26 protein-coding genes and 7 pseudogenes are annotated in these 25,216 nt (G+C 51.4%); 23 read left to right on the top strand and 10 right to left on the bottom strand.

The window, feature by feature from the left end; translation table 11 throughout:
• From ACD630_RS17680 to ACD630_RS17750, 15 genes and pseudogenes are all read left to right on the top strand, one after another.
• Positions 1–284: pseudogene (locus ACD630_RS17680) on the top strand (hypothetical protein); the annotation flags it as partial.
• A 2-nt stretch (positions 285–286) separates the two neighbouring features.
• The gene (locus tag ACD630_RS17685) at positions 287–2,263 is read left to right on the top strand and encodes a hypothetical protein (RefSeq protein WP_430358472.1); all 1,977 of its coding nucleotides are present in this window, start codon (positions 287–289) and stop codon (positions 2,261–2,263) included.
• Between the two features lie 2 nt (positions 2,264–2,265).
• Positions 2,266–2,712 (top strand): N-acetyltransferase family protein, encoded by a 447-nt coding sequence (locus ACD630_RS17690; RefSeq protein ID WP_430358471.1) that lies wholly within the window; start codon positions 2,266–2,268, stop codon positions 2,710–2,712.
• A 2-nt stretch (positions 2,713–2,714) separates the two neighbouring features.
• Positions 2,715–3,245, top strand: coding sequence for a hypothetical protein (locus tag ACD630_RS17695; protein WP_430358470.1), 531 nt, complete (start codon positions 2,715–2,717; stop codon positions 3,243–3,245).
• 101 nt (positions 3,246–3,346) lie between these two features.
• Positions 3,347–5,320, top strand: a complete 1,974-nt coding sequence (locus tag ACD630_RS17700; protein ID WP_430358469.1) for a hypothetical protein — start codon at positions 3,347–3,349, stop codon at positions 5,318–5,320.
• Positions 5,317–6,951, top strand: a complete 1,635-nt coding sequence (locus ACD630_RS17705; RefSeq protein WP_430358468.1) for a hypothetical protein — start codon at positions 5,317–5,319, stop codon at positions 6,949–6,951. Before ACD630_RS17700 ends, ACD630_RS17705 begins: the two co-directional genes overlap by 4 nt.
• Positions 6,952–6,953: 2 nt before the next feature.
• On the top strand, positions 6,954–9,410 hold the full coding sequence (locus ACD630_RS17710) for a hypothetical protein (RefSeq protein ID WP_430358467.1): 2,457 nt from the start codon (positions 6,954–6,956) through the stop codon (positions 9,408–9,410).
• A 230-nt stretch (positions 9,411–9,640) separates the two neighbouring features.
• Complete coding sequence (locus tag ACD630_RS17715; RefSeq protein ID WP_430358466.1) at positions 9,641–9,976, top strand: hypothetical protein; 336 nt, start codon at positions 9,641–9,643, stop codon at positions 9,974–9,976.
• Positions 9,973–11,583, top strand: a complete 1,611-nt coding sequence (gene terL / locus ACD630_RS17720; protein ID WP_430358465.1) for a phage terminase large subunit — start codon at positions 9,973–9,975, stop codon at positions 11,581–11,583. The genes ACD630_RS17715 and terL overlap by 4 nt, the downstream gene beginning before the upstream one ends.
• A gap of 9 nt (positions 11,584–11,592) precedes the next feature.
• Positions 11,593–13,080 carry a phage tail fiber protein gene (locus ACD630_RS17725; protein WP_430358464.1) on the top strand — a complete coding sequence of 496 codons (1,488 nt, stop codon included), beginning with the start codon at positions 11,593–11,595 and terminating at the stop codon, positions 13,078–13,080.
• On the top strand, positions 13,080–13,721 hold the full coding sequence (locus ACD630_RS17730) for a tail fiber assembly protein (RefSeq protein WP_430358463.1): 642 nt from the start codon (positions 13,080–13,082) through the stop codon (positions 13,719–13,721). The genes ACD630_RS17725 and ACD630_RS17730 overlap by 1 nt, the downstream gene beginning before the upstream one ends.
• A 106-nt stretch (positions 13,722–13,827) precedes the next feature.
• The gene (locus tag ACD630_RS17735; protein WP_430358462.1) at positions 13,828–14,106 is read left to right on the top strand and encodes a hypothetical protein; all 279 of its coding nucleotides are present in this window, start codon (positions 13,828–13,830) and stop codon (positions 14,104–14,106) included.
• Entirely contained in the window at positions 14,103–14,633 is a 531-nt protein-coding gene (locus tag ACD630_RS17740) for a lysozyme (RefSeq protein ID WP_430358461.1), read from the top strand. The genes ACD630_RS17735 and ACD630_RS17740 overlap by 4 nt, the downstream gene beginning before the upstream one ends.
• Positions 14,630–15,001: a hypothetical protein gene (locus tag ACD630_RS17745; RefSeq protein ID WP_430358460.1), complete on the top strand. Its 372-nt coding sequence runs from the start codon at positions 14,630–14,632 to the stop codon at positions 14,999–15,001. Before ACD630_RS17740 ends, ACD630_RS17745 begins: the two co-directional genes overlap by 4 nt.
• Positions 14,998–15,258 (top strand): hypothetical protein, encoded by a 261-nt coding sequence (locus tag ACD630_RS17750; RefSeq protein ID WP_430360145.1) that lies wholly within the window; start codon positions 14,998–15,000, stop codon positions 15,256–15,258. The genes ACD630_RS17745 and ACD630_RS17750 overlap by 4 nt, the downstream gene beginning before the upstream one ends.
• 129 nt (positions 15,259–15,387) lie before the next feature.
• Here ACD630_RS17750 and ACD630_RS17755 read toward each other — a convergent pair.
• The 4 genes and pseudogenes from ACD630_RS17755 to ACD630_RS17770 all read right to left on the bottom strand — a co-directional run.
• Positions 15,388–15,453: pseudogene (locus ACD630_RS17755) on the bottom strand (hypothetical protein); the annotation flags it as partial.
• 20 nt (positions 15,454–15,473) lie between these two features.
• The gene (locus ACD630_RS17760) at positions 15,474–15,743 is read right to left on the bottom strand and encodes a transposase (protein ID WP_430361158.1); all 270 of its coding nucleotides are present in this window, start codon (positions 15,741–15,743) and stop codon (positions 15,474–15,476) included.
• Between the two features lie 38 nt (positions 15,744–15,781).
• On the bottom strand, positions 15,782–16,990 hold the full coding sequence (locus ACD630_RS17765; protein ID WP_430361159.1) for an IS256 family transposase: 1,209 nt from the start codon (positions 16,988–16,990) through the stop codon (positions 15,782–15,784).
• Positions 16,991–17,038: 48 nt separating this feature from the next.
• Positions 17,039–17,404, bottom strand: a complete 366-nt coding sequence (locus ACD630_RS17770; protein ID WP_430360146.1) for a transposase — start codon at positions 17,402–17,404, stop codon at positions 17,039–17,041.
• A gap of 34 nt (positions 17,405–17,438) precedes the next feature.
• On the opposite strand from ACD630_RS17770, the pseudogene ACD630_RS17775 reads away from it, so the two are divergent.
• Both ACD630_RS17775 and ACD630_RS17780 read left to right on the top strand, forming a co-directional pair.
• A pseudogene (locus ACD630_RS17775) lies at positions 17,439–17,789 on the top strand (DoxX family protein).
• 2 nt (positions 17,790–17,791) lie between these two features.
• The gene (locus tag ACD630_RS17780) at positions 17,792–17,923 is read left to right on the top strand and encodes a hypothetical protein (protein ID WP_430360147.1); all 132 of its coding nucleotides are present in this window, start codon (positions 17,792–17,794) and stop codon (positions 17,921–17,923) included.
• Positions 17,924–18,016: 93 nt separating this feature from the next.
• Here the strand turns inward: ACD630_RS17780 and ACD630_RS17785 are convergent.
• The 5 genes and pseudogenes from ACD630_RS17785 to ACD630_RS17805 form a co-directional block, all read right to left on the bottom strand.
• A pseudogene (locus ACD630_RS17785) lies at positions 18,017–18,918 on the bottom strand (sulfate/molybdate ABC transporter ATP-binding protein).
• A complete protein-coding gene (cysW, locus tag ACD630_RS17790) occupies positions 18,908–19,792 on the bottom strand; it encodes a sulfate ABC transporter permease subunit CysW (protein WP_430360149.1) in 885 nt (294 codons plus the stop codon). Before cysW ends, ACD630_RS17785 begins: the two are co-directional and overlap by 11 nt.
• Before the next feature lie 10 nt (positions 19,793–19,802).
• Positions 19,803–20,615: a sulfate ABC transporter permease subunit CysT gene (gene cysT / locus ACD630_RS17795; RefSeq protein WP_430360150.1), complete on the bottom strand. Its 813-nt coding sequence runs from the start codon at positions 20,613–20,615 to the stop codon at positions 19,803–19,805.
• A gap of 97 nt (positions 20,616–20,712) precedes the next feature.
• Positions 20,713–21,723, bottom strand: coding sequence for a sulfate ABC transporter substrate-binding protein (locus ACD630_RS17800; protein ID WP_430361160.1), 1,011 nt, complete (start codon positions 21,721–21,723; stop codon positions 20,713–20,715).
• Between the two features lie 243 nt (positions 21,724–21,966).
• A pseudogene (locus tag ACD630_RS17805) lies at positions 21,967–22,092 on the bottom strand (helix-turn-helix domain-containing protein); the annotation flags it as partial.
• 33 nt (positions 22,093–22,125) lie between these two features.
• Between ACD630_RS17805 and ACD630_RS17810 the strand changes: the two are divergent.
• Together ACD630_RS17810 and ACD630_RS17815 are read left to right on the top strand one after the other, a co-directional pair.
• Positions 22,126–22,491 carry an IS630 transposase-related protein gene (locus tag ACD630_RS17810; RefSeq protein ID WP_430360152.1) on the top strand — a complete coding sequence of 122 codons (366 nt, stop codon included), beginning with the start codon at positions 22,126–22,128 and terminating at the stop codon, positions 22,489–22,491.
• A complete protein-coding gene (locus ACD630_RS17815) occupies positions 22,488–22,793 on the top strand; it encodes a transposase (protein ID WP_430360153.1) in 306 nt (101 codons plus the stop codon). Before ACD630_RS17810 ends, ACD630_RS17815 begins: the two co-directional genes overlap by 4 nt.
• 133 nt (positions 22,794–22,926) lie before the next feature.
• Here ACD630_RS17815 and ACD630_RS17820 read toward each other — a convergent pair.
• Positions 22,927–23,405 (bottom strand): annotated as a pseudogene (locus tag ACD630_RS17820) (Nramp family divalent metal transporter).
• Positions 23,406–23,632: 227 nt separating this feature from the next.
• Between ACD630_RS17820 and ACD630_RS17825 the strand changes: the two are divergent.
• From ACD630_RS17825 to ACD630_RS17840, 4 genes and pseudogenes are all read left to right on the top strand, one after another.
• Positions 23,633–24,184 (top strand): hypothetical protein, encoded by a 552-nt coding sequence (locus tag ACD630_RS17825; RefSeq protein WP_430360154.1) that lies wholly within the window; start codon positions 23,633–23,635, stop codon positions 24,182–24,184.
• Positions 24,185–24,222: 38 nt separating this feature from the next.
• Positions 24,223–24,414 carry a hypothetical protein gene (locus tag ACD630_RS17830; protein ID WP_430360155.1) on the top strand — a complete coding sequence of 64 codons (192 nt, stop codon included), beginning with the start codon at positions 24,223–24,225 and terminating at the stop codon, positions 24,412–24,414.
• Positions 24,415–24,495: 81 nt separating this feature from the next.
• The gene (locus ACD630_RS17835; protein ID WP_430360156.1) at positions 24,496–25,044 is read left to right on the top strand and encodes a hypothetical protein; all 549 of its coding nucleotides are present in this window, start codon (positions 24,496–24,498) and stop codon (positions 25,042–25,044) included.
• An 8-nt stretch (positions 25,045–25,052) separates the two neighbouring features.
• A pseudogene (locus ACD630_RS17840) lies at positions 25,053–25,172 on the top strand (bifunctional tRNA pseudouridine(32) synthase/ribosomal large subunit pseudouridine synthase RluA); the annotation flags it as partial.
• Positions 25,173–25,216 lie beyond the last annotated feature (44 nt).

Here is a 25,216-nt window from a genome sequence, read left to right on the forward strand (position 1 = left end):
AGTACCGACAGGAAGGGCGGAAAATCCTCGCCAACATCAACACACTGAAACTGCGTTACCTCTTCCGCAACGACGATGAATCAACGTGGGATCCGGCACTGGTGGCGCTGGCAGAAGCGTTTATGGCAGCAAAGATAGCCTATGCGGTAACAGCATCCGCCAGCCTGCGCGATGCGCTTACGCAGGAAGCCGCCTATCTGCTGCGTCAGGCCAAGGCCATTGACGGACAGGAAGACCCACCAGAAGCGCTTGGCGGTTATCCGTTGCTCACGTCGAGGTTTTAACCATGCGCGCCAACCTGATAAAAACCAATTTTACCGCCGGTGAAATTTCCCCGCGCTTGATGGGGCGCGTGGATATTGTGCGTTATGCCAATGGCGCAAAACAGGTAGAGAATGCCGTGTGCGTGGTTCACGGTGGCGTTAAGCGTCGCCCCGGTACGCGTTTTATTGCGGCCACGAAATACGCCGATAAAAAATCCCGCCTGATCCCTTTCGTGTTTAACCGCGCTCAGGCGTACGAACTGGAATTTGGCGACGGCTACGTGCGCTTTTTCCAGAACGGTGCGCAGGTGGTTAATGATGATTTAACCCCTTACGAAATCAAAAGCCCGTTCACCGAAAGCATGCTGTCCGAAGTGAAATTCGTGCAGAGCGCCGACACCATGTTTTTGGTTCACCAGGACATCCCGCCGCAACGGTTACAGCGACAGGCGCAAACCGATTGGACGCTGGCTGCTGCTGAATTTGTGGTGATGCCATTTGATGAAATCCGCGACACACCGGAAAAATGGTGCAAGCCCTCGGTAAAAGAGTTTGTCGGCACGTCGATAACGCTCACGCTATACGATACCGAAAGCGCCACGTCCTTTACCGGCAGTGGCTGGGTGGCGGCTGATGTCGGGTCGTATGTGCGTATCAATCGCGGGCTGGTGCTAATCCAATCGGTAAACAGTGCGCAGGTGGCCGCCGGTGTTATCCGTGCTGACCTGTCGGCAACACAGTCCGCCTCACCGGGAGCATGGACGCGTGAAGATAGTGTGTGGTCAGAAGCGTTGGGCTATCCGGGTGCCGTGACGTTCTACCAGCAACGGCTGGTGCTGGCGGGATCTCCTGAGTACCCACAAACGGTGTGGTTCAGTGAAACCGGCGCTTACCTGTCTTTCGAGCTGGGCGATGACGACGACGATGCCATGTCGTTTACGGTTTCCTCTGACCAGCTAAACCCTATCGTGCATTTAGCGCAGATGAACACGCTTATTGCGCTGACCTACGGTGGCGAGTTTACGTTAACCGGCGGCTCGGATGCCGCCATCACACCGACCAATATATCCGTAAAAAATCCCAGCCCCTACGGTTGCAATACTATTCGCCCGGTGCGCGTTGGTACCGAAATCCTTTTTATCCAGCGCGCAGGGCGCAAACTGTTTGCGGTCGCTTATGACCCCGACAGCTACGTCGCCTATTCCGTTAATGATCTCTCTGTATTGTCTGAGCACATCACCGGATCGGGCATTGTGGATATGGCCTACCAGCAGCAGCCGGATTCTATCGTCTGGCTGATACGCGCAGACGGAACCCTGTGCTCTATGGTGCTCGATCGTTCGCAGGATGTGATCGCCTGGTCGCGGCATGTCACCGAGGGTGCCTTTGAGTCGGTATCTTCTATCCCCACCGATTCAGGCGATGCGGTATATACCATCGTCAAACGTGAAATTAACGGCGAGACGGTGCGCTACGTTGAATTGCTGGGAGATGAATTGCGCAGCGATGCGACGGTTACCGGCACCCGTGAGGCAGGGGCAAAAGCGTGGGGAGGCTTACATCACCTCGAAGGAAAAACCGTTGATATCGTGGCAGACGGCAACGTCATGCCCGCACAGGTAGTCACCGATGGCGCTGTCACGTTGACCCGTACCGCGAAAAGCGTCGCCATTGGACTGCATTTCAACACCACCATTGAAACACTGACGCAGGAAATTTCTACCAGCGAAGGCACCGTACAGAACGCCAAGAAACGCACCAGCGAAGTCACCATGCGTTTTCTCGACACCACCGGCGCCACCTGCAACGGGCAAACCCTCCCTTTTCGTCGCTTTGGCCCGAAAATTCTCAACCAGCCGGCACCGCTTTTCACGGGCGATCACTCGTGGGGAAAACTCGGTTGGGAGAAAGGCGAAGACACATTACGCATTCAGCAATTGCAGCCGCTGCCGTTCCATCTGCTGGCTGTGATGACCACTTTCACCAGTAATGGGGGTTAACCATGATCCGACCCGCAACAAAAGAGGATATTCCGGCGCTGGTGCTGCTGGGTATGCGCATGCACCAGGAATCACGCTACCGGAATTTTTCGTTCAGTGCGGAAAAATGCCGCGCGCTGGCGGAGCAACTTATCGATGCCTGTTTTGGGGTTGTGCTGGTCGCAGAGCACGACGGGCAGATTATCGGCTGGATGGGGGGCGGCATCGCTGAACAGTGGTTCTCCAGCGATCGCATGGCGTTTGAATACGGCGTGTTTATCGATGCAGAACGGCGAGGCGCCCCCGCCGGATACCGACTGGTAAAAGCGTTTATTGCCTGGGCGAAAGAAAACGGCGTGCGCGAAATCCGCATGGGTATCACCACGGGCATTCATGAAGCGCGTACCGGTGAACTGTATCAACGGTTGGGGCTGGTACGCGCTGGCCTGTTGTATTCGATGGAGGTTTAACAATGTGTGATCCGGTTACATTAGCCATTGCCGCTATAGGCTCGTCCGTTCTTGCCGCAGGTGGTGCGCTAGCGAGTGGTATGCAGCAAAAAAGCATGGCTGATTATCAGGCGGCACAAGCAGAGGCCGACGCGGAGGCCGCAAAATCAGCGGCGCGGGTTGAGGCCGAACGCATCCGAAAAGCGGGCGCGGCACAGGCATCACAGGCAAACGCTGGGTATGCGGCCTCAGGCGTTGAAACGGGATCGGGAACCGCATTGCGCATTACGTCGGGGATTGTGGGTGATGCGGAAGAAGACGCCACGATGACCATCCTCAACGGGCAAAATGCCGCTTCACGCTATCGGGCACAAGGACAGGCTGACAGGATTAGCGGCCGCAATGCTGCCACGTCTGGTTATATCAGTGCGGGAAGTTCATTACTGTCATCTGGCGCGAAAGCGTATTCTGGCTGGAAGACCGCGCAAGATAAGCCAGCCACCAAAACCGGCGCATCAACAAACAACCTGTTCGGCAACATGGGGATTCATTAATGCGTATCCCAACGGGTAATTTTGGTAACGCGGCTCCCCCCCCCCAGCCAACGCGCGTCAATGTGAGCGGTACGGGGGCTATCGGGCAAGCGGTGGCGGGGTTGGCGGATGATGTAAAGCAAGAGATTAACGCGGTCGTGCGCGCGCGGGCTGGCGAGTCGATGCTCGATTATCAAATCGGTATAAAGGACTCTCTCGAATCAATCCGACGGCGAGTGGAAGAGGGCACACTGCGTGCTGATGAAGTAGAGAATGCATATCACGACGCGGTAGGAAAGCTGGAAAAGCCGCAATTCTCAGGGCTGGGTATTGCAGAAACACAGGTTGCCGAGGGTGGGCTAAAGCACTACGAATCTGATGGACTCACCACGGCGCAGGGCTACGCGCGTGCCGCACTGAAAATCGAAGCGCGTGATCAGGTTGATAGCGGGCTGGATAAGCTGGGTAAACTGACCAACTACCCCGGTGCAGATATCGAAAAAATCAACGCCATGTCTGCTGCGTATGAGGAACAGGGGCGGCTTGCTTATGGTGCGCAGTGGGCCAAAGTACGCCAAAGCTGGGTTGATCAGAATTGGTTTAATCAGGCGCGACAAAAATTGATGGAGGCCAGAAACAACGGCACCGCGCTATCAGATTTGAGTAATCAGCTTACCTCTGAAAAAGGTTTTTATATTGATAAGCTTGATCCAGACAAGCGCACTGCGTTGCTGAATCAGGCTATGGGCTATCAGTCGCGGTTAGAAGCAAAGGCAACAGCGGCAGAGGCAAAGCGGGAAGCATTAGCGTTACGCGCAGTAAATTCAGTTGCCCCATTGATCTACGCGGGAAAGACAGTCAGTGCTGACTTGCAAGATAAAGTCATGACCGCAACGATAGGCACCAGTGCGGAGGGAGAGGCCAGGGAATTATTAAGTCTTGGCCCACAAATTCAGGAGGTGATCAGCAAAGGCCCGTTGGAATCGACTAACTATGTTAGCCAGCTATCCGCCGAACTGAATAAAAAAGGCGGCACGATTGCTGACTATCGCAGGCTTGAAATGTTGGATAGAGCAGTGCAAGCCAACAATAAGCAGTTAATGGAAACCCCATTGCTGTTCAACCAAAACCGCACGGGGGATGCTATTACGCCCCTTGATATGACTGCCCTAAATCCGACAACTGCCGCAGCGATGAGTGCTATGGAGGGCGCTGATATTACTCAACGGGTTGGCGCGACCATTACCGATCGGTCTGCGACCATTGATGCTGTGCGGAACAATACAGGCGTTAATGTTCCACGCCGATTACTTCTTCCGCAGGAGGCGTCTTATCTGTCAGGGGAGTTGAAGAAGCAATCCGTTGAAGGCCAGGCATCGTTGTTATCCCGCCTCAGGAACGCCGTTAATAGCGATACCGATTATCAGTCAATCATGCAGCAAATCGCCCCTGATAGTCCGGTAACAGCTTATGCTGGCAGCCTTGCTGTTACTGATACCCCGCTTACAGTGGAAAGCGATTACTTTGCCGATGACGTAACCGTTACAGGCCAGCAGGTTGCACAACGTCTGCTGATTGGTAATCAAATTCTTAACCCATCAAAAGAGCAACGAAACGAAGACGGAACGCCTAAAAACTTCCCCATCCCGTCTCAAAAGGAATTCACCACTGCAATTGCCAATACGCTTGATAAGGTATTTGCAAATATGCCCCAAGCGTATCAGCAGGGCGAACAAGCCATTCGTTCTTATTATGTTGCTCGTGCGGCTGAGAAGGGGGTGATAACCGGCGTAATTGACCCAGATATTATTAAGGAGTCGATCAAGGCTGTTATAGGGATCGTGGTTGACATTAACGGGCAAAAAACCATAACCCCGTGGGGAATGTCAGAACTGTCATTCAAAACCGCATCAAAGAAAGCGTTTTCGGATGCTGTAACCAATCAGGGTCTTCCTCCTACCGCGCTTGATAAATTCGAAAGCATGGGCATGCAGTACGTTGGTAAAGATCAGTACCTGATGATTTACGGGAAATCCCCGCTGCTAGACCCATCGGGTAAAAAAGTGATCATTACTCTTAGCGGGGCGGGCCAATGAATATTTTAGATTTTGACGCTCGAGGCATTGAAACAATAAAAAACCAACCTGGAGGGATCCAGATTAAGGATATTGGCCCCGCCTTTGCTGATTGGAACGCTCCGCTTGATTTAATTAACGGTGCCTTTCGTGGGTTAAATAACGTCGATTACACGGTAGAAAAAAACCTCGCTGATGCGTTTAGGCCATTAACAGCAGCGGCAGGTTTGGATAAATCGTGGGATGAACGAATTAAAAACATAGCCAGAATTGGTGAAACCAGTAAACCAGATCCGTTAACGACCAGCACGGTAGGGCAATTATTAGATGGCTTTGGCGAAGTTATAGCGCCCGCAGCGGTGGGATCCGCATTGGGGGGGCCGATTGGGGCTGCTGGCTTAACGGGCGTAGCAACCACGCAAGTTAGATATGATGAGGCGTTAAAGAAGGGGGTCGATGATAACACCGCATTTGGAAAGGCCATATTAGAAGGTGGCGTAAATGCTGTTGGCGTAGTAATCCCCTCCGCCCCTTTTGCAAAAAGCCTCAGTACCCGATTGTTGGCTGGAGCTGCAAGTAATGCCGGTTTGGGTGTCGCTCATCGCGCCGCAACACATGAATTACTGGAGCGGAACGGATATAAAGAAATGGCCCAGCAATATAGAGCCTTTGATAAAACCGCGCTGGCGACCGATGTGATCCTTGGGGCTGCGTTCGGCGGGCTGGCCCACCTTTACGCTCGCCCATCGCCTGAGATTGTAGATGCTGCAATGACCGCTCGTGGCGCTGAGCATTTCAGTGAGTCTACCGCCCCCGGTTTACCTGTTGATATTGCGTCCAGCGTGGTGCATCAAAACGCACTGGATCTCGCCATGCGGCAACTGGACGCAGGAGATAGGGTGGATGTGTCGTCACTTGATGGCGTAAACGACGCAGCATTCCTTCTTCACAACGAATCTACGGTTTCAGCAGAAACAATCCGTTTGCGCGGCCTGGCCGATCAATTACTTCCGCGAGGTGAACGTAAGTCGTTAACGGAAGAGTCTCGCAACCTTGAGTATCAATTGCAGAAAGCAAAGTCTGACCTTAATCAACTAGCTGATACACCACTCACTGGTTCAAGAAGGAACTTAGCAAAAGCCCGCGCTGAACGTGCAGCTACGATCGAAACTCTCAACGCTAAAATTTCTGATTTGGCATCTCGATTGAGAGAAACAAAGGAGCAACTAGCACCACATCAGGATGGTGGGCTTTATTATGAAGCACGCTCCAACCTTTCCAGGCTGGAGCAAGGGATCGTTCCCGCCTATTTGCGTTTGATGCTGCGTGATGAGGCCGGAATAACCGATCGCACACGGGGATCATCCCCAGCAGCAGATATTTCATCGCCACAAGACAGCCGCGCCCCACGCGCTCAAGAGAATACCTCTGGCGCTGGTAGTGGTAAGTATCCCCCATCCGTTGAACGACTAAGAGCACTGGTGCTGGCTAACCCTGAGGCTAACGTTATTTCCGCATTTGATAATGAGGGAACGCCGATTCAGCAAAATGTCACGGAGGTTATGGCTGATATCGACGCCAACCTGCAAACTGCACGCCGTGAATCCACCATGTTTGGTACCGCTGTCTCTTGTTTTTTACGTAGGGGATAACCATGCATCCGAATTGTATTCAGGAAGTAGAGAGCGCCATCGGAAGAAAGCTGACGAAAGCGGAAACCGACGGGATAGATACAACGATAAGCTATCACCTGCGTGAACTTGCAAGAGAAGATCGCCAGCGTTTCAGTTCACTATCCCAGCAAGACAGACTGATGGAGGCGGCACAGCGTGCAATGGTTGCCCATATTCAGCGTGCTGAAAAAATCGCAGAGCGCCGGGCGCTTAATATGGTGGCTCAGGTTAAAAATGTTGAGGCACTAACTGAACGTGCTGCCGTGCTGGGCGGTAAAGCGCCATTTCATAAAGCGCTGTTTGAACGGCTGCGGCAATTGGATGTCCGCGTTCGAGGTGAGCGCGCGGCGGCATTCAGTGAAATAGTTGACACGATCAATGCTGTCGAGCCCAGATTTCTTGGTCTGTTCGATAACCCCGTAGCGACGAAAGCGTTTATCTATGAGGTTTACGGTATCAATACCGGGAATCCGGTAGCAGCAAAAGCCTCAAAAGCATGGAACCAGCAGATTGAAGGGTTGCGCCAGCGGGCTAATTCTGCGGGCATGGATATGGGTAAACTTGATTATGGCTACGTCCCGCAGCCGCATGATCTAGCACGCATGGTTAAGGCGGGCAAAGAAAAGTGGACTGACTTTATTCTGCCTGTTCTTGATCGCTCCCGATATCTGAATGAAGACGGTACCGCGATGGATACCGGGCAGATGCGGGACTTTCTCGGCAAAGCCTATGACACAATCACGACTCAGGGAAATAATAAGCTTGAACCTGGTCAGGTTGCTATGGGCAGCCGGGCATCCAAGGGTGATGAGTCACACCGCCAGATTCATTTTAATGGCGCTGACGGCTATCTAAAATACATGGATACCTATGGGCAGGGTACTGTTTTCGAGGGAATGCAAAGCCATATTTTCGGCATAACAAAAGATATTGCGCTAATTGAGGAAATGGGGCCCAACCCCAGCAGGACGTTTGATCTACTCAGGGATACCGCCACAAATAAGGATGCAATCAATCTACGAAAACACCCTGCGTCATCCCGTGAATTTGGTGCAACGCCAGAAATGGTGTGGGATACGCTAAACGGTTCGTTGAATATGCCTGTCGAGGCTAGATTGGCTGACAGACATCAGGGGGTGAGAAACCTACTGACATCTACCAAGCTGGTGAGGACTTTTTTATCGTCAATTACTGATGTTCCTACGCTAATGCTGGCCTCCGCGTACCATAATCTTCCGATGGGGAAAACACTGGTGAATACGCTAAGGAGTTTCAGCTCTGACTACCGTCAAGATGCTGCGCGTCTTGGTTTGGCGACGGACTCCATTATTAGTGATATGAGCCGCTTTCATGGTGAAAAACTCACGCAGGGGTGGACGGGGAAGTTAGCCTCGGCGACGATGCGCGCTACGTTGCTTGAGGGGTGGACTAACGCAATCCGGCGCGGTTTTTCAGTCACCATGATGTCGAAAATCGCATCAATGAGCCGGAATAACTGGAGTGTGCTGGATCAGGCTGATCGGACATTAATGATGCGTCGTGGTATTACTGAAAGCGATTGGGCTGTATGGCAGCAAGCAACACCTGAAACCTTTAAAGGTCAGCCCATGCTAACACCACGCAGCATTCGCGCCATTAGCGGCGCTGATGATATCGCCAAGAACTCTGCGATTGGTAAGTTGCTAGGGTTTATTAACGATGAATCAGAGTATGCCTCTCTTGGCTCCGATATTATGGCTCGTGCTGCAATGATGCAGGGAACGCAGCGCGGCACTTGGGGCGGAGAAATGTTGCGACATTTCATGCTGTTTAAATCATTTTCTTTCGGAATGATGTCGCGTCATTTGCGTCGAATCAGTGAAATCGAGAATGGAACCGGCAAACTCGCATATTCCGCGTCTTTATTAGTGGGTACCACTCTATTTGGCGCACTAGCCATTCAATTAAAGGATATTGCAGACGGCAAAGATCCGCGCGATATGTTTACGGCTAAATTTGGGGCGGCGGCATTTCTACAGGGGGGTGGGATGGGTATCGTTGGCGATATGATCTATACAGGAATGGGCGGCGACAGCCGAGGTGGACAACCCAACTGGATGAACTTGCTTGGCCCCGTGTTTGGCACTAGCATTGATGCTGTTAATGTGACGCTGGGTAATGCAACCAAAGCGGCGTTAGGAAAAGATACGCACGCCGCCGCCGATCTGTTACGCTTTATCAAGCAGAATGCCCCCGGCGTTAACTTTATGAACCTCTGGTATACCAAAGCTGCGTTTGATCATGCATTCTATAACCAGATGATGGAAGAGGCGTCACCGGGTTACTTGCGGCGCATGAAAGACCGAGCACGCAAAGACTGGAATCAGCGTTCCTGGTGGGAGCCGGGTGATAGCACACCGAACAGAGCGCCCGATCTTAGTCGGGCGTTGGGGGATTGATGGGAAAAATATTTTTAGAAAACATTAGCAACTCTTTGAATACCCCTGTCAATCGGCATTGGCTTTTATCTTGCCATTGCGGGTCTTTTTCTTTCTTATATGATTGGACTATTGGCCCGATTGTCCGATGGATTAAAAGCGGTTCTTAGCCTCCACTGATAGATATAGTCAGAAAACCGAACGCCCCCCCATAGCATCATAGCCTCATGTTTATCATGGGGCTTTTTCTTATGCACAACGATCACAAAACCCGCCTTTCCGTACTGAGCGACAAACTCACCGATGCCGTGCTGATCGAAGCCGATCCTGACAACTGGCCCGGCGCAGGTAAAGCCATCGACAAGCACACCAAACAGGAGCGTGGCGATCGCTACTGGTTCAAGAAGAACGCGGCGGCCACACTGACGCTGTTAACCAAGGTGCATACCCTTATCGGTATCCATACGCGCGGCGGAACCCCGACAGCCGAGGGTGACGATGATGATTTTGCTTTAGGTCAGAAGGTTGCAGCCGCTGAACGGGAAGCGGCGGCCATCATTGAGCGGTTACAGAAAGGGAAAAAATGATTTCCTTTGTCGCCTTCTTCATCATGTGGGCGGAGCGCATGAAGTGGGCGGTGCCGGAATGTCATTACCGCGCCGTTAACTGGCTGGAGCATCGCGGCGATTTGGCGGTGCTCCGCTGCTTTCGTGGCTTTGGTAAATCCACTATTCTCGCCGTGTATAACGCCTGGCGGTATTACTGCGACCACACCTACCGTATTTTGCACCAGTCTGAATCCGATGGTACCGCGTATAAAACCAGCCGCGACACACAGAACGTCATCCGAAACCATCCTTTGACGCGCGGCATGCTGCCAGACAGACAGGGAAAAGTAGAACAATGGTGGGTAAATGGCGCGTTAGATAGGCGAAACGCCAGCATGCACGCCAAGGGCATTCTTTCTAACGTCACCTCTGCCCGCGCCGACGAGTGCCAAAACGATGACGTGGAAGTCCCGCGAAATATCCAGACGCCGGAAGCGCGCGAAAAATTGCGGTACCGGCTCGGCGAGCAAACGCACATTCTGGTACCGGGTGGGCGCAAGCTGTATGTCGGTACCCCGCACACTCATGACAGCCTTTATGACGAGGTGGAAAAATTGGGCGCTGACTGTCTTACCATCAAGCTGTTTCACCATGAATACCGTATCGAGGAAAAGGACGCCAGGCACAAGGAATACGCCTTACCGTTCCGGCCGGAATTTGTTTTTGCCGGGATTTACCACGGGGCGCGGCTGTTGGTGGAGGGTACCGATTATCGGTTGATCGCTGACGGTATCGTTTTTGCCGCAGCGCCTGACATGCTGATCGACTGTTACGCCGGGTGCGAGTGGCCGGAACGGTTTACCCGTGACGAAATGCTACGCCGCCGCCGCGAAACGCGCACCATCAACGAATGGGACAGCCAGTATCAGCTACACAGCAAGCCGGTGGGTGATGTGCGACTCAATCCCGATCGCATTCGTGAATACGCTGTGCACCCTGAAATCCGCTATGCCAATGGCGGTTGCTCTATGTGGCTGGGCGGCATGCAAATCGTCGGCGCGATCGCCTGGTGGGATCCGGCCATCGGGAAAATTAAGGCAGATGCCAGCGCCTTTTCGTTGATGCTGACCGATGCGCGTGGGCATTTGTATTGGCAGGTGTGTCAGGCACTCACCGGAGATCAGGCCCAGTTCGATGATAACGACAAAATTATTGGCGGCCAGGTGGTGCAGATACGCGACCTGGTGATCAAGTATCAGATCCCCCGCGTGGTGGTGGAGGTGAACGGCCCCGGCAGTTTTGCCGGAAAACTGCTGCGTCAGGCATTGAAGGGTACCGGGTGCGGCGTTCAGGAAGCGTTTAGCGTTACCAACAAGCAAAAGCGCATTCTCGATGCGTTCGAGGCTCCGCTTTCCTCTCGTTTCCTGTGGGCTCCCAGCGACGTGCTGGACGGCCCCATGTATGACCAGATGCGCGATTTCAATCCAGCGGTTGCCAATCAGCCTGATGACTATATCGACTCAGGCGCGGGGGCAATTAGTCAAACGCCGGTGCGTATCGGTAAATTGGTCGGGAAACCGAACGCCACCAGTCGGGAGAATTGGCAACCCTACGATGGTGAAATCATGGTCGATACTGACCATTAAGGCGAATGTATGGCAGTCCCCGATCAGACCCCCTTCAACGTCTACACCGCAAACGGCGTAACAACCGTTTTCCCCTATGAGTTTTATCTGATCAATGCTGGAGATTTAACCGTGTCGCTGGATGGTGAGGCGGTTTCTACAGGGTTTACCGTGACAGGGATTGGCAACGTTAACGGCGGTGAGGTGACGTTTTTAACGCCCCCGGCAAATGACGTTATCGTCATGCTTGAGCGTGTGGTTGCGCCGGTGCGCCTGACGGAATACCAGGATAATGGCGATTTATTGGCGGATACCGTTAACCTCGATTTTGATCGCCTGTGGATGGCGATAAAGCAAAGCTTTGTTTCACTCGGCTTTGCATTGTTACGGCCTGTTTCTGGTGGCCCATTCAGTGCCAAAGGGTACCGCATTGCCAGTCTTGCCGACCCAGTAAATGATCAGGATGCTGCCACAAAAGGCTATGCAAATACGCTGGATAGAAAAACCAATCAGCACATTGAAACGTTAAACAACGCGACAAACAATCGCGCCCTGCGAGTGCCTGAAGCGGTCATTTCCCCTATACCTAATGCGGCAACGCGGGCCGGTAAGCTGCTTTCCTTTGATGCATCTGGGGCACCCATTGCGGCACTACCACCTACGGGAACTGCCGCCGATGTGTTGACCGAACTGGCACAATCAAACGGTGCTACAAAGATTGGCAGTCAACAACCTGACGGTAAAAGCGAAACGGTGCAGCAGGCATTGAGCGCCATACGTAAAGCGGTAGGCAGCGTCAATACGCTGGTATCCCGTGGCCGGGTTCCGGCATTAAGTGGCAATAATCAGGGTACGCCCGGTATCCAGCTGTATGAAGCCTACCGCAATGGTTATCCGACCCCTTACGGTAATGTCATTCATCTCAAAGGCGCATCGTCTGGCGGGGAGGGTGAATTGCTGATGGGCTGGAGCGGTGCCAGTGGTGCTCATGCCCCGCTTTATATTCGCAGTCGTCGGGATTGGAGGCATGCGCCCTGGTCTGCATGGGCGCAGGTTCTCACCGCCAATGAACTGGCAGGTATTCCGTTGCCGTTCCCGGGCGAAGTTCCCCCTTCAGGGTGGTTGAAATGCAACGGGCAAGCATTTAACAAAACAACCTATCCGGTTTTAGCCTCCCTCTACCCCACCGGCAAGCTGCCCGACCTGCGCGGCGAATTTATTCGTGGCTGGGATGATGGGCGTAAAGTCGATACCGGCCGCAAATTACTGTCAGCGCAAGGTGATGCGATTAGAAACATCACCGGGAAGTTTGCAAATAATGGTTTGGCTTGGGCAGAGGGCACTTCATCGTCGGTGGGGGAAGGCGCATTTACCCGATTAGAGGGCGGTTTCCCCTCTAATAATGATCTTGGATCCGGTGGGTGTCAGTATGAACTCGATATATCGAAGGTCGTACCCACCGCAAATGAAAACCGTCCGCGCAACATTGCCTTTAACTACATTGTGAGAGCCGTATAATGAGCCACTATTCTACTGATATTGAAACCGCCGAATTAGGCGAAAACAGCCTGAGTAAAAATGCGGGATGGATCACGGTTTATCGCGTGCATCCGGACACACGGGAATACCAAAGCGCGAGCATGGAATACCTCATGCCCGGTGTAGGCCTTCCCGCACACAGTTACCCCAATAAACCGGTGTTGCCGGCCGCGGGTCAGGCATTACGGCGCAGCCTTGACGGGTTGTACTGGGAGCATGTACCTGATTATCGCGGTAAAACCGTTTACAACACCGGAACACGCGAAACCTCGACTGTCGCGGCGATGGGTGAGCTACCCGAAAAGGTAACGCTACTGGCTCCGGCAACGGAATTTGATACCTGGAACGGAAAGGAATGGGTAACAGACAAAGCGGCCCAGCACAAAGCAGAAGTCCAGGCGGCGCAGCAGGCGGCAAAGCAGGAATTAGCGTCACGGATGACCGTTGCGAATGCGCGAATTCAGCCGCTACAGGATGCAGCAGACCTCGATATGGCCACGGAGGCAGAAAGGGCGCAGCTTGTCGCGTGGAAAAAATACCGCGTGCTGCTTAACCGTATCGACGTTAGCACAGCGCCTGATATTGCGTGGCCGGAAGCGCCAGACTCAGGCCGCCAGTGATGCTGAGGTCGCAAACGGCATCATAGACAATCAACCTTTAGTCAGGAAACCGAACGCATAACAGTCGAGCATACGCATTACCAACAGACACGGGATGCGTATGCAAATGAATGACAAAGGGTCATACTTTTGGGGCTGGTTGACGGGCGTACTGGCGGCGCTGTCACTACAGGATATTATCTTTGCCGCGGGTGCAGTTTTTACGGCAATCTTCACGGTCTACACCTATCGCTCAAACGACAGAAAAAACAAGGCGCTCGCATCGGAAGCCCGGCGACAAACTGACATTCTGGAACAAATAGCCGATGGTAAGTACAACGTAGAGCCTGACGTGCTTGTCGAAATAATTTCCCACCTGAAAAAAACATTAAGAGAGCAGAAATGAGTGCCTTAAAGACGCGGCTAAGTGCCGTCATTCTCGGGCTCATACTGGCCGGCGCTCCCGCATCGGTTATTCTTGACCGATTTCTTGATGAAAAAGAGGGCAACCATTTAATTGCATACCCAGATGGTGGTGGTGTATGGACGATTTGCGGTGGTGTAACGCGGGTAGATGGCAAGCCGGTAGTGAAGGGCATGAAGCTGACCGCTGAGCAGTGCGCAAAAGTTGATGCCATAGAGCAGAAAAAGGCGCTCGATTGGGTGGAGCGCAACGTTAGCGTGCCGCTCAACGAACCTCAGAAAGTCGGCATTGCCTCATTTTGTCCGTGGAATATCGGCCCGGCTAATTGCTTCACATCAACGTTCTACCGCAAATTAAATGCAGGCGATCTGATTGGTGCCTGTAAAGAAATTAAGCGCTGGATTTGGGACGGTGGGAAAGATTGCCGTATCCGCTCAAACAACTGTTACGGGCAGATTGAACGGCGCGAGCAGGAATCTGCATTAACCTGCTGGGGGCTGGATAAATGAACACGGCTACGCGACTTGTTGTTTTCCTGTTAGCGCTGGCGTCCATCGTCGGCGCGGGTGCCTGGCTGGCGGCGCGCCACTACCAACCCACCATTGATAACCTCAATGGGCTGCTGACAACCTGCAAAACGGAGAAGCGCCAGCAGGATGCGGCGATATCAGCCCAAAACAACGGCGTGGCGGCATTAAAACTTTTAGCCGACCTGCGAGAAGCCAGTGCAAAAGCAAAACAAGAGGAAGCCCGCAAATCGGCACAAACGGAGTATGCCGCTGCGAATGCCGTTCTGTCTGAACAAACCATGGGTGAAGCATGCGCGGCGGCGTCAGCGGCATTTGATGATGAGCTACGGCGGGAGCGTTCGAAATGAATCGCGTAATTCTGGTGGGTGTTTTGGTGCTGGCGGGTTGTGGTGAAACGCCGCGCCCTTATCCTGTTTATGTCGAGGTTAAAGTTCCTGTGCCGGTACCGTGTAAAACTGCCGAGGTATCAAAACCGGCTTTCGCTGTAGAGCAGTTAAAAATCGGTGCACCTATCGATCAGCAGATGCGGGCGCTACGTGCAGAACGTCACCAGCGTATAGGCTACGAGAAGGAATTAGAAGCGGCGGTTTATGCTTGCGAGTGATTAGCAGGTTTCAATCCCCGAAAAAGAACCGTACATGAGGTGTAAATCAATGCGGGTACTTAATCGGGTATATTAAATATTAATTAATATTATTTTATTTAATATCAATATCTTGATATTTTAATTTACCTGATAGCTGATCAGGTGACTACGGCGCACGGTACCACGCAGGAAGCGCACGGTTCCCGAGTTATAGCCAAGCGACTTAATTTTGATTACACCATATGGACTGAGAACAAAATCTCTGTATCGCAACCACTCTCTCTTTTTTTGCTTTTTGCTTGTGCCCATTTATGCTCAATGGGGTTAAGATCTGGCGAATATGTAGGCAAATACTCCAGCATATACCCTGCATCGATGATGACTTGTTGAATATTATGTTTTTTGTGAAAAGTTGCATTGTCCATCACGATTACACTGTTTTTAGGGAGTACTGGGATAAGGACTTGTGTGACCCAGGAATAGAAAACAGCGTTGTGCCTAATAAAGGAGCCTGTTTAAGATTTTGTGTAAATGCCTTTCCTCAGAAGTGACCGTCAAGGCGGTCACCGAACTCGATAATAAAGCGACTCATTGCCATACGCCAGTCCTGTAAGGGCATCGTCCATTTCTGTGATGCCGCCTGGATTGCCAGCCATACGACCTTCTTCACCGAGTCATCAGTCGGGAACACCTTGCGTTTCTTGATTGCATGCCGGAGCACGCTGTTCAGTGATTCTATAGCGTTCGTCGTGTAGATTACCTTGCGAAGTTCCTGCGGGTACGAGAAGAATGTCGACAGGTTGGCCCAGTTTAACTGCCAGCTCCGGCTTATCTGCGGATAGCGGTGATCCCATGTCCCACCGAATGTCTCCAGCGCCTGAAGCGCGGCCTCTTCGGTTGGAGCCTGATACACTGCTTTGAGGTCGCGTGTTACCGCCTTATAGTCCTTCCAGGCAACGAAGCGCAGACTGTTGCGCACCATATGCACGATGCACAACTGGATGCGGGCTTCCGGGTAGACCGTGTTGATGGCATCCGGGAACCCTTTCAGGCCGTCCACACAGGCAATGAGGATGTCGGTCAGGCCACGGTTTTTCAGTTCTGTCAGCACGTTCAGCCAGAACTTTGCACCTTCATTTTCGGCCAGCCACATCCCCAGTAGCTCTTTCTGGCCTTCGATATTGATACCCAGCGCCAAGAACACAGACTTATTGATAACGCGGCTGTCCTGCCGGACTTTCAGAACGATACAGTCAAGGTAAACAATGGGATAAACCGCATCCAGGGGGCGATTTTGCCATTCAACAACCTGCTCCATAACGGCATCGGTGACCTTCGATACCAGGGCGGGTGAGACATCCGCGTCATACAGCTCTTTGAACGCAGCGGCAATTTCGCGGGTGGTCATCCCTTTGGCATACAACGATAAAATCTGGTTATCCATCCGGGTGAGCCGGGTCTGGTTCTTCTTCACCAGTTGCGGTTCAAAGGAACCATCACGATCACGTGGTGTACGCAGTTCCAGCGGATCATCGCCGGTGGTAACAGTCTTTGTGGAGTAGCCATTGCGCGTGTTAGTTCCTGATTTGGACTGGTGCTTCTCATGCCCGAGGTGATGGGTCATTTCAGCATTAAGGGCAGCTTCAACGCAGATCTTTTTCAGCAGGCGATCAAACTGGTTGAGAGCGTCAGGGGTTTTGAGATTTTTGGCCAGCTCGTTAGCCAGAGCCTGTAACTGTTTTTCGTCCATAAAGTAACCTGCTTTTGATGTTGGATTGAACATATCAAAACCAGGCAATTACACAATCTCGTGTACAGGCTCTAATAAAGCGCCGATAACATTTGTTCTTCCCTTGGCTCCCCAGTTCTTCAGGCCAAAACACCGTTGACCTTTTAGGGAATAGCCGTGAGTCCGTGGGGTATCGTGTAGAAAACCACTTTCATCAATAAAAACAATAGGTTTACCTTCTTTTTCATACTGTTGTATTTTTTGTCGAAATGCTTGCCGGGCGCTTTCGTCGGCTTTCGGATGACGTAGAGTTTTTTTATAGGTCAATCCCAGCTTTTTAAGAGCTTGCCAAATGGCCTTCTGACAAACGCCAAAACGCTCTGCACGTTCTTTTTGGTAAGCATCTGGATATGGTTCAACACCTTTTATAGCCAACCGACTTAAAAATGATTACAGCCAATGCCCTGATATGTGGCAAAAAATACAGCTAATTGTTATCAAAATAATGTCGCTTGGCTATATAGAGCACGGCGTGGGTTGGATCGTGCAGATGCTGCAAGCGGCGGGCCTGCTAGGCTTTATCGCTTATGGCGTGTACATTGGTGAAGTGGTTGCGCCGATCCTGATTATTTTAGGTGTATTTACCCGCATTTCCGGCCTGATTACCGCTTTTACGTTAGTGGTTGCCACACTGATGGTTGGTATCGGTAATTTCTTTACTCTGAGCAAAGTCGGTGCCTAGGAAGTGGAAGCTCTCTACTTCTTCGGAGGCCTTATCATCACGCTGGTAGGCAGTGGACGTTATAACCAACCGACTTAAAAATGATTACAGTCAATGCCCTGATATGTGGCAAAAAAATACAGATAATTGTTATCAAAATAATGTCGCTTGGCTATACTCTGTGGTGTCCAACCCAGATTACCGTTAATTTTACTGTCAAACGATTTGAATGAAAAACCCACCTAAAAGAGTCATTCCCGCGATGACGGGCATTTTTTTATGAACCTTGTAGTATTTTTTGAAACCGTAGCCGTCGTTTAGATTTTTCAATCGTGGTTATACACTTTGGGTTTGAACTGGATAACATCACCACGCTTCAAGCCGTTAAGGTTGATGTCGTCTTGTGCGACTTCGGCTTCAATCAGTTCGGGCTCACCTTCGACTTTCAACGACAGGCGAGTCAATGCCCCCAATGGATGGATATCCCACACCACCACCGGCAGAAATCCGTCTTGCACCTCCGCAGAAATCGCCACTTCATGGGGACGGAACAGGATCGGTTTGCAGGTGAGCCGATCTGCTCAATAACACCTTTATTCATCAGCACAATGCGGTCGGCAACTTCCATCGCTTCTTCCTGATCGTGTGTCACAAACACCGATGTCAGATTGATGTTCTCGTGTAAACGTGAGAGCCAGCGGCGCAGCTCTTTACGCACTTTAGCATCCAGCGCACCAAAGGGCTCATCCAGCAGCAAAATACGCGGTTCAACAATCAGCGCGCGTGTCAGCGCAATACGCTGGAGTTGTCCGCCAGAGAGCTGTTCTGGATAACGATCTGCCAGCCAGTCTAACTGCACCATGTTTAGCAACTCGTGCACTTTCGCTTCAATATCGCGCTTGGAAGAGCGGATACTGCGCGGTTTTATACGCAGCCCAAACGCCACGTTGTCAAACACGGTTATATGGCGAAACAGCGCATAGTGCTGGAACACAAAGCCAACATTGCGATCGCGCACATCGTGCACCGACACATCTTCACCGTGAAAAACAATCTGCCCGCTATCCGGCTTTTCCAAACCAGCAATAATACGCAACAAGGTCGTTTTGCCACAGCCCGATGGCCCCAGCAGAGCCACCAGCTCACCGCTGTTGATTGCCAGATTAATTTCATTCAAGGCCCGGAACTGGCCAAACTGTTTGTTTATATTACGAATATCAATGCTCATTTTGAGCCAGCTTCTGTTGGTGTTTCTCAACCTGTTTTGCCAAACGCCCTTCGCTCCATTGGCGCAGCAGCAATACCACTAACGACATCAGCAGCAACAAAATCGCCACGCTAAAGGCCGCTACAATGTTGTATTCGTTGTAAAGGATCTCAATGTGCAACGGTAAGGTGTTGGTCAAACCACGAATATGGCCAGAGACCACGGACACCGCACCAAACTCACCCATGGCACGCGCCGTACAGAGCAGCACACCGTAAATCAACGCCCATTTCACATTGGGCAGCGTGATATACCAGAACATCTGCCAGCCGTTGGCACCTAGCAAACGGGCAACCTCCTCCTCCTGAGTGCCCTGCTGTTCCATCAAAGGAATCAGCTCGCGCGCCACATAGGGCAAGGTGACAAAAATGGTTGCCAGAACGATCCCCGGCACGGCATAAATAATTTCAAGATGGTGCGCGGTCAGGAAAGGGTAAAAATAGCTTTGTGCGCCAAACAGCAGCACATACACCAACCCCACTACCACCGGCGATACAGAGAAGGGCAAGTCAATCAGTGCTAACAGCAAGCTTTTGCCGCGAAATTCAAATTTAGTCACGCTCCAAGCGGTCGCCAATCCGAACACCACATTAAGCGGTACAGAGATAGCCGTCGCCAGTAGCGTCAGTTTCAGCGCTGAAATCGCATCCGGTTCCGAAATCGCCTGCCAAAACGCCCCTACGCCTTTCGCCAATCCCTGCGTCAGTACCATCAATAGCGGCAATACCAGAACCAGAAAAAACACCAGCCAAGCCAGCGTCACCAGCACGTAATAAGTCGTTGCGCGTTTTTTTCTCTTGGGAGCACGCGCTGCGGTAGCAATTATTTGTTCCATTGTCACCGCCTTACAGTTTGGTCTGAATACGACGCTGCAATAGGTTAATCAGCAGCAACATAATGAAAGAGACCAACAGCATAAATACGCCGATACCGGTGGCACCTTTGTAGTCATACTGATCGAGCTTGGAGACGATCAGCAGAGGCAGTATTTCAGTTTTAAAGGGAATATTGCCTGCAATGAACACCACCGAGCCGTACTCCCCAGCTCCGCGTGCAAACGCCAGTGCAAAACCCGTCAGCCAGGCGGGCAGCAGAGTGGGCAGCAATACATGCCAAAACACCTGAACCGGTTTTGCCCCCAGACAGGCGGCCGCTTCTTCCACTTCCCGAGGAATATCAGCCAGCACCGGTTGCAGCGTTCTTACCACAAAGGGCAGGGTGACAAAGATCAACGCCAGCGTGATACCCAGGCTGGTGTAGGCAATCTTGAAAGGAAACAGTCCTCCAATCAGCCCATTTGGCGCATACAGCGCCGTAAGTGCAATCCCTGCCACCGCCGCAGGCAGCGCAAAAGGCATGTCGATCATGGCATCGATCACTTTGCGCCCCGAAAACTGATAGCGCACCAACACCCAAGCCAGTAAGGTTCCCAGAATGCCATTGACAAAAGCCGCCGCCAGCGCCGTACCAAAAGAGAGTTGCAGCGAAAACAACACCTGACGACTGGTGATCAACGTCCAGAATTGCGTAAGTGTAAGCTGACTGGCGTAGACAAACATGCCCGCCAACGGGAGCAACACAATCAAACTCAAGTTGCTGAGGCTAAACCTTAAGGTAAGGCCAAAACCAGGAATGACGGGAGAAATGCGTCGTGACATACCAAGCCTTTCTTAATGCAATAGTTCAGTGAACCAGCCCATCCACATGGCAAAGCCGCTATCAACGTAGAGGCCAGCCAGTAGGCGTTTTAAAAAATTATTTATTGATTTCATTGAAAATCTTGTCAAAAACGCCACCATCGTTAAAGTATTGATCCTGCACTTTGGTCCAGCCGCCAAACTCTTCATCGATGGTCACCAGTTTCACCGGTGCGAATTGACCTTTGAATTCTTCAGCAATCTTGGCATTGCGCGGGCGGTAGAAGTTCTTACCGATAATGCGCTGCGCATCGTCGCTGTAAAGATACTTCAGGTAGGCTTCAGCCTGTTTTTGTGTGCCTTTGCGCTCAACCACTTTGTCCACAACGGCAACCGGCGGCTCTGCCAGAATAGACAGTGACGGCGTGACGATTTCCAACTGATCGCCGCCTTGCTCTTTCAGTGACAGATAGGCTTCGTTTTCCCACGCCAGCAATATATCGCCCAGTTTGCGTTGTACGAAACTGATAGTGGCGCCGCGCGCACCGGTATCTAATACCGGCGCATGGCGATAAAGTTCAGTCACAAATTTCAGTGCGCTTTCATCACTTCCACCCAGCAGATTCTTGGCATAAGCCCAGGCCGCTAGGAAGTTCCAACGCGCACCGCCGGAGGTTTTCGGGTTAGGCGTGATCACTTCTACGCCCGGTTTCACCAGATCGCCCCAGTCCTTGATGTTTTTCGGGTTACCTTTGCGCACCAAGAACACGATGGTAGAAGTGTAAGGCGTACTGTTATCCGGCAGGCGTGCCTGCCACTTGGGATCGATCAGCGGCTGATTGAGATTCAGGGCATCAATATCGCCCGCCAGCGCCAGCGTCACCACGTCCGCCTGCAAACCATCGATGACCGAACGCACCTGTTTGCCGGAGCCACCGTGGGAGTTTTTAATGGAAAGTGTTTCACCCGTGGTTTCTTTCCAGTGCTTAATGAAGGCAGCGTTATACTCCTGATACAGCTCGCGCGTTGGGTCGTAAGACACGTTCAACAATTCCGGTGCCGCAGACGCAGCGCCCGCAAATAATACCGTTGCTGCTGCAAGAGATACACCCAGACGACGTATTGACATCATTATCACTCCCTCAACATTTTTCGTAATTTGTGTAGTGTGTTTGGCGTGGTGCTGGCAATGGGCTCACAACATGGAGTGACAATAGAGGATAGGGGGTGGGGGCAAAAATATTGTTTCGCGATAATTTATGCTCTCGCGTTATATTCTTTGAGCCTATTCAGTTTTTTAAATCTAAGCAGATTGCCGACTCGCAGACAGCAAAAAGGGGCCATCGGCCCCTTGGATCAATCAGAGAGCAAATTATTCTTCTTCATCGAGTTGCAGTGCCACATAGAGCAGCAAACGATCGTCAAAGTTGCCCAAATCCAGCCCGGTCAGTTTGGAAATACGGTTCAGGCGATATTCAAGCGTATTGCGATGGATATAGCCAAGCGACTTAATTTTGATTACATTATTTAAATGAGCTATTCAATTGATTTTAGACGTAAAGTGATATCTACACGGGAAGAAGAAGGGTTGAGTATCCGAGAAACAGCGAAGCAATTTCGGATTGGCCCTGCCTCTGTATCGCGTTGGATTAATCAAATAGCGTCAAAAGCATCGACCACGCGTCAGCGAAAGAGCGATAAATCCGAGTTGATAAAAGATGTTGAACCATATCCAGATGCTTACCAAAAAGAACGTGCAGAGCGTTTTGGCGTTTGTCAGAAGGCCATTTGGCAAGCTCTTAAAAAGCTGGGATTGGCCTATAAAAAAAACTCTATGTCATCCGAAAGCCGACGAAAGCGCCCGGCAAGCATTTCAACAAAAAATACAACAGTATGAAAAAAGGAAAACCTATTGTTTTTATTGATGAAAGTGGTTTTCCACACGATACCCCACGGACTCACGGCTATTCCCCAAAAGGTCAACGGTGTTTTGGCCTGAAGAACGGGGGAGCCAAGGGAAGAACAAATGTTATCGGCGCGTTATTAGGCACAACGCTGTTTGCTATCGGATTATTTGATATCAATATTAACAGCGATGTTTTCTATTCTTGGGTCACACAAGTCCTTATCCCAGTACTCCCTAAAAACAGGGTAAGCGTGATGGACAATGCAACTTTTCACAAAAAACATAATATTTAACAAGTCATCATCGATGCAGGGTATATGGTGGAGTATTCGCCAGATCTTAACCCAATTGAGCATAAATGGGCACAAGCAAAAAGCAAAAAGCAAAAAAAGAGAGTGGTTGCGATACAGAGATTTTGTTCTCAGTCTATATAGTGTAATCAAAATTAAGTCGCTTTGCTATAGAAGAGAGCCCCGCAGCCAGCAGGCTTAAACCGAAAATAGTCGCCGCTGCCTTCCCTAACAGTGGATCGAGGGTGAGATAGGCACGCTCCAGATCGCCGATATCCTGATTGCCGCAAAAATGGAACGCTGCCGCAGCGGTAGCCATCATTGCCAGATTGACGAATCCGGCAATGGTCATCGCCACTGCCACGTCGTTTTGGTCGCAGCATAGCGTTCGGCACGGGTGTGGTCTTCTCCCTGCTGGGTCAATGAAGAATACAGGTAAATCACATGGGGCATAATGGTGGCCCCCAACACCCCAGCGGCCAGCAGCACCGTGTCGGAGGTGGGCAACTGCGGCACCGCCATGCCACGCACCAGCGAAGACATTTCAGGACGCGAGAAGATCAGTTCGACAATATATGCGGCAGCGACAAACAGCAGCAACCCGCCGATAATCATCTCCAGCGGCTTTTGACCACGCTGTTACAGTGCCAAAATCAGGAAGGTCGCAATACCGGTAAGAATCGCGCCCTCAAGCAACGCCCCCCCAACAGCAGCTTAAAGCCGATAGCAGCACCGATAAACTCGGCCAAATCGATTGCCATGGCGATTCTCCGCCTGCACCCAATAGGCCCACACCGCAGGGCATAGGTATCTACACATCTTTTGCAATATCTGCTATTACGTTGCTGCATGATCTCAACTTATCCATCGGCGGGATTGATGCCCGCCTTAACCGGCGTTATCAGCGTCTGGTTAAGCAACACATGACTCCCCCAGCACCATTGGCGTCAGCCGTTAAAGACCTTGCCTGCGCGCAGAAAACAACGTTCGCCACTACTCAGGCCGTTTGGCGTTTTTTTAATAATGAACGTATTAGCTTCAGTCAGCTCAATGAACCGATTATTTCGCTGGCTCTCCGGCAGGTTGCACTTAGCCCGCATCCATACGCTCCCGTTGTTCACGACTGGTCTCATTTACAGTTTCGTACCCACAATGGGAAAGAAGAACGTTTGAAAATGACGCATGGTGGCGACGTCGGTTATGAACTACAAACCCGCCTACTGGTTGATGCTGCAAATGGTTTACCAATAGCGCCCCTGTCTCAAACTCTAACCGATAGGGCGGGTTGTCGTTCAACGCTAACCGAGGGCTTGTCTGAGAGTCTGACTCATATGGATGCTTTGACGGCTGATATCGCCCGCGTTGAGTCTCTTTTGATACCGGGAAGAAGTTAGTTCATCTCATTGACCGTGAAGGTGACTCTATCGGGCATATGCGCACATTAAGCTCCCAGGGAATATGTTGGCTTATCCGGGGAAAGGAAGGGCATCGGGCCGAGTGGGGCGGTGACACCCGTAAAATTGGTGAAATTGCAGACGATCTGCCATTTATCGCAAACGGACAGGTTGGCTGGAAAGGGAAAAAAGCCAATATGGAGATCGGGGAAACATCCGTGATCATATAGCCAACCGACTTAAAAATGATTACAGCCAATGCCCTGATATGTGGCAAAAAATACAGATAATTGTTATCAAAATAATGTCGCTTGGCTATAACGCGAACAGCAAAAGCGAAGCGGAAAGACAAGAGCACCGGACGGCGAGTGAAAGTTCAGCCAGGCGTAGCTCTGACACTCAGATTAGTTGTGGTTCGCCTTACCGATACTCACGGTAAATTTATCGGACGCTGGACGCTGCTCACAAACGTTAGCAACGAGCTCACCAGCGCGGAAGTCGCTCGCTGGTATTACTGGCGCTGGGGTATTGAATCCTTTTTTAAGCTGCTGAAAGGTGCCGGTCATGATGTAGAAAAATGGCTTCAGCGCAGTGCTGGTGCCCTGCTACGCAGGTTATTGATAGCTAGCATGGCATGTGTGCTGGTATGGCGGCTGCAACGCTCTGAAGGAGACGACAATGCGGTAGCCCGTCAGTTAATTTGCCGATTATCCGGACGACAACAAAAACGAGGGCGTAAAGAAAGCGCCCCAGCGCTGCTTGCCGGACTATCCATCCTGCTAAATACCTTGACGTTATTAGCAGACTATACCCCGGAAGAACTTGCCCACTTCGCTATGGTGGTTTTTAACCCTTTATGATGTGTAGATACCTATGCCCTGAAGCCAAAGCCTTGGCACCGCGTCTGCTGCTGCACGCACAGGAACTGGCTATCACGCCCCCCGTGTTTGGTACGCCGATGCACTTTCGTTGTGAGCCTGATTTCTGATTTTTAAGGTAATCGTCAAGAAAAACGCGGGAAAACTGGAGAGG

This window comes from Symbiopectobacterium sp. RP, from assembly GCF_050472005.1.
GTDB lineage: Bacteria > Pseudomonadota > Gammaproteobacteria > Enterobacterales > Enterobacteriaceae > Symbiopectobacterium.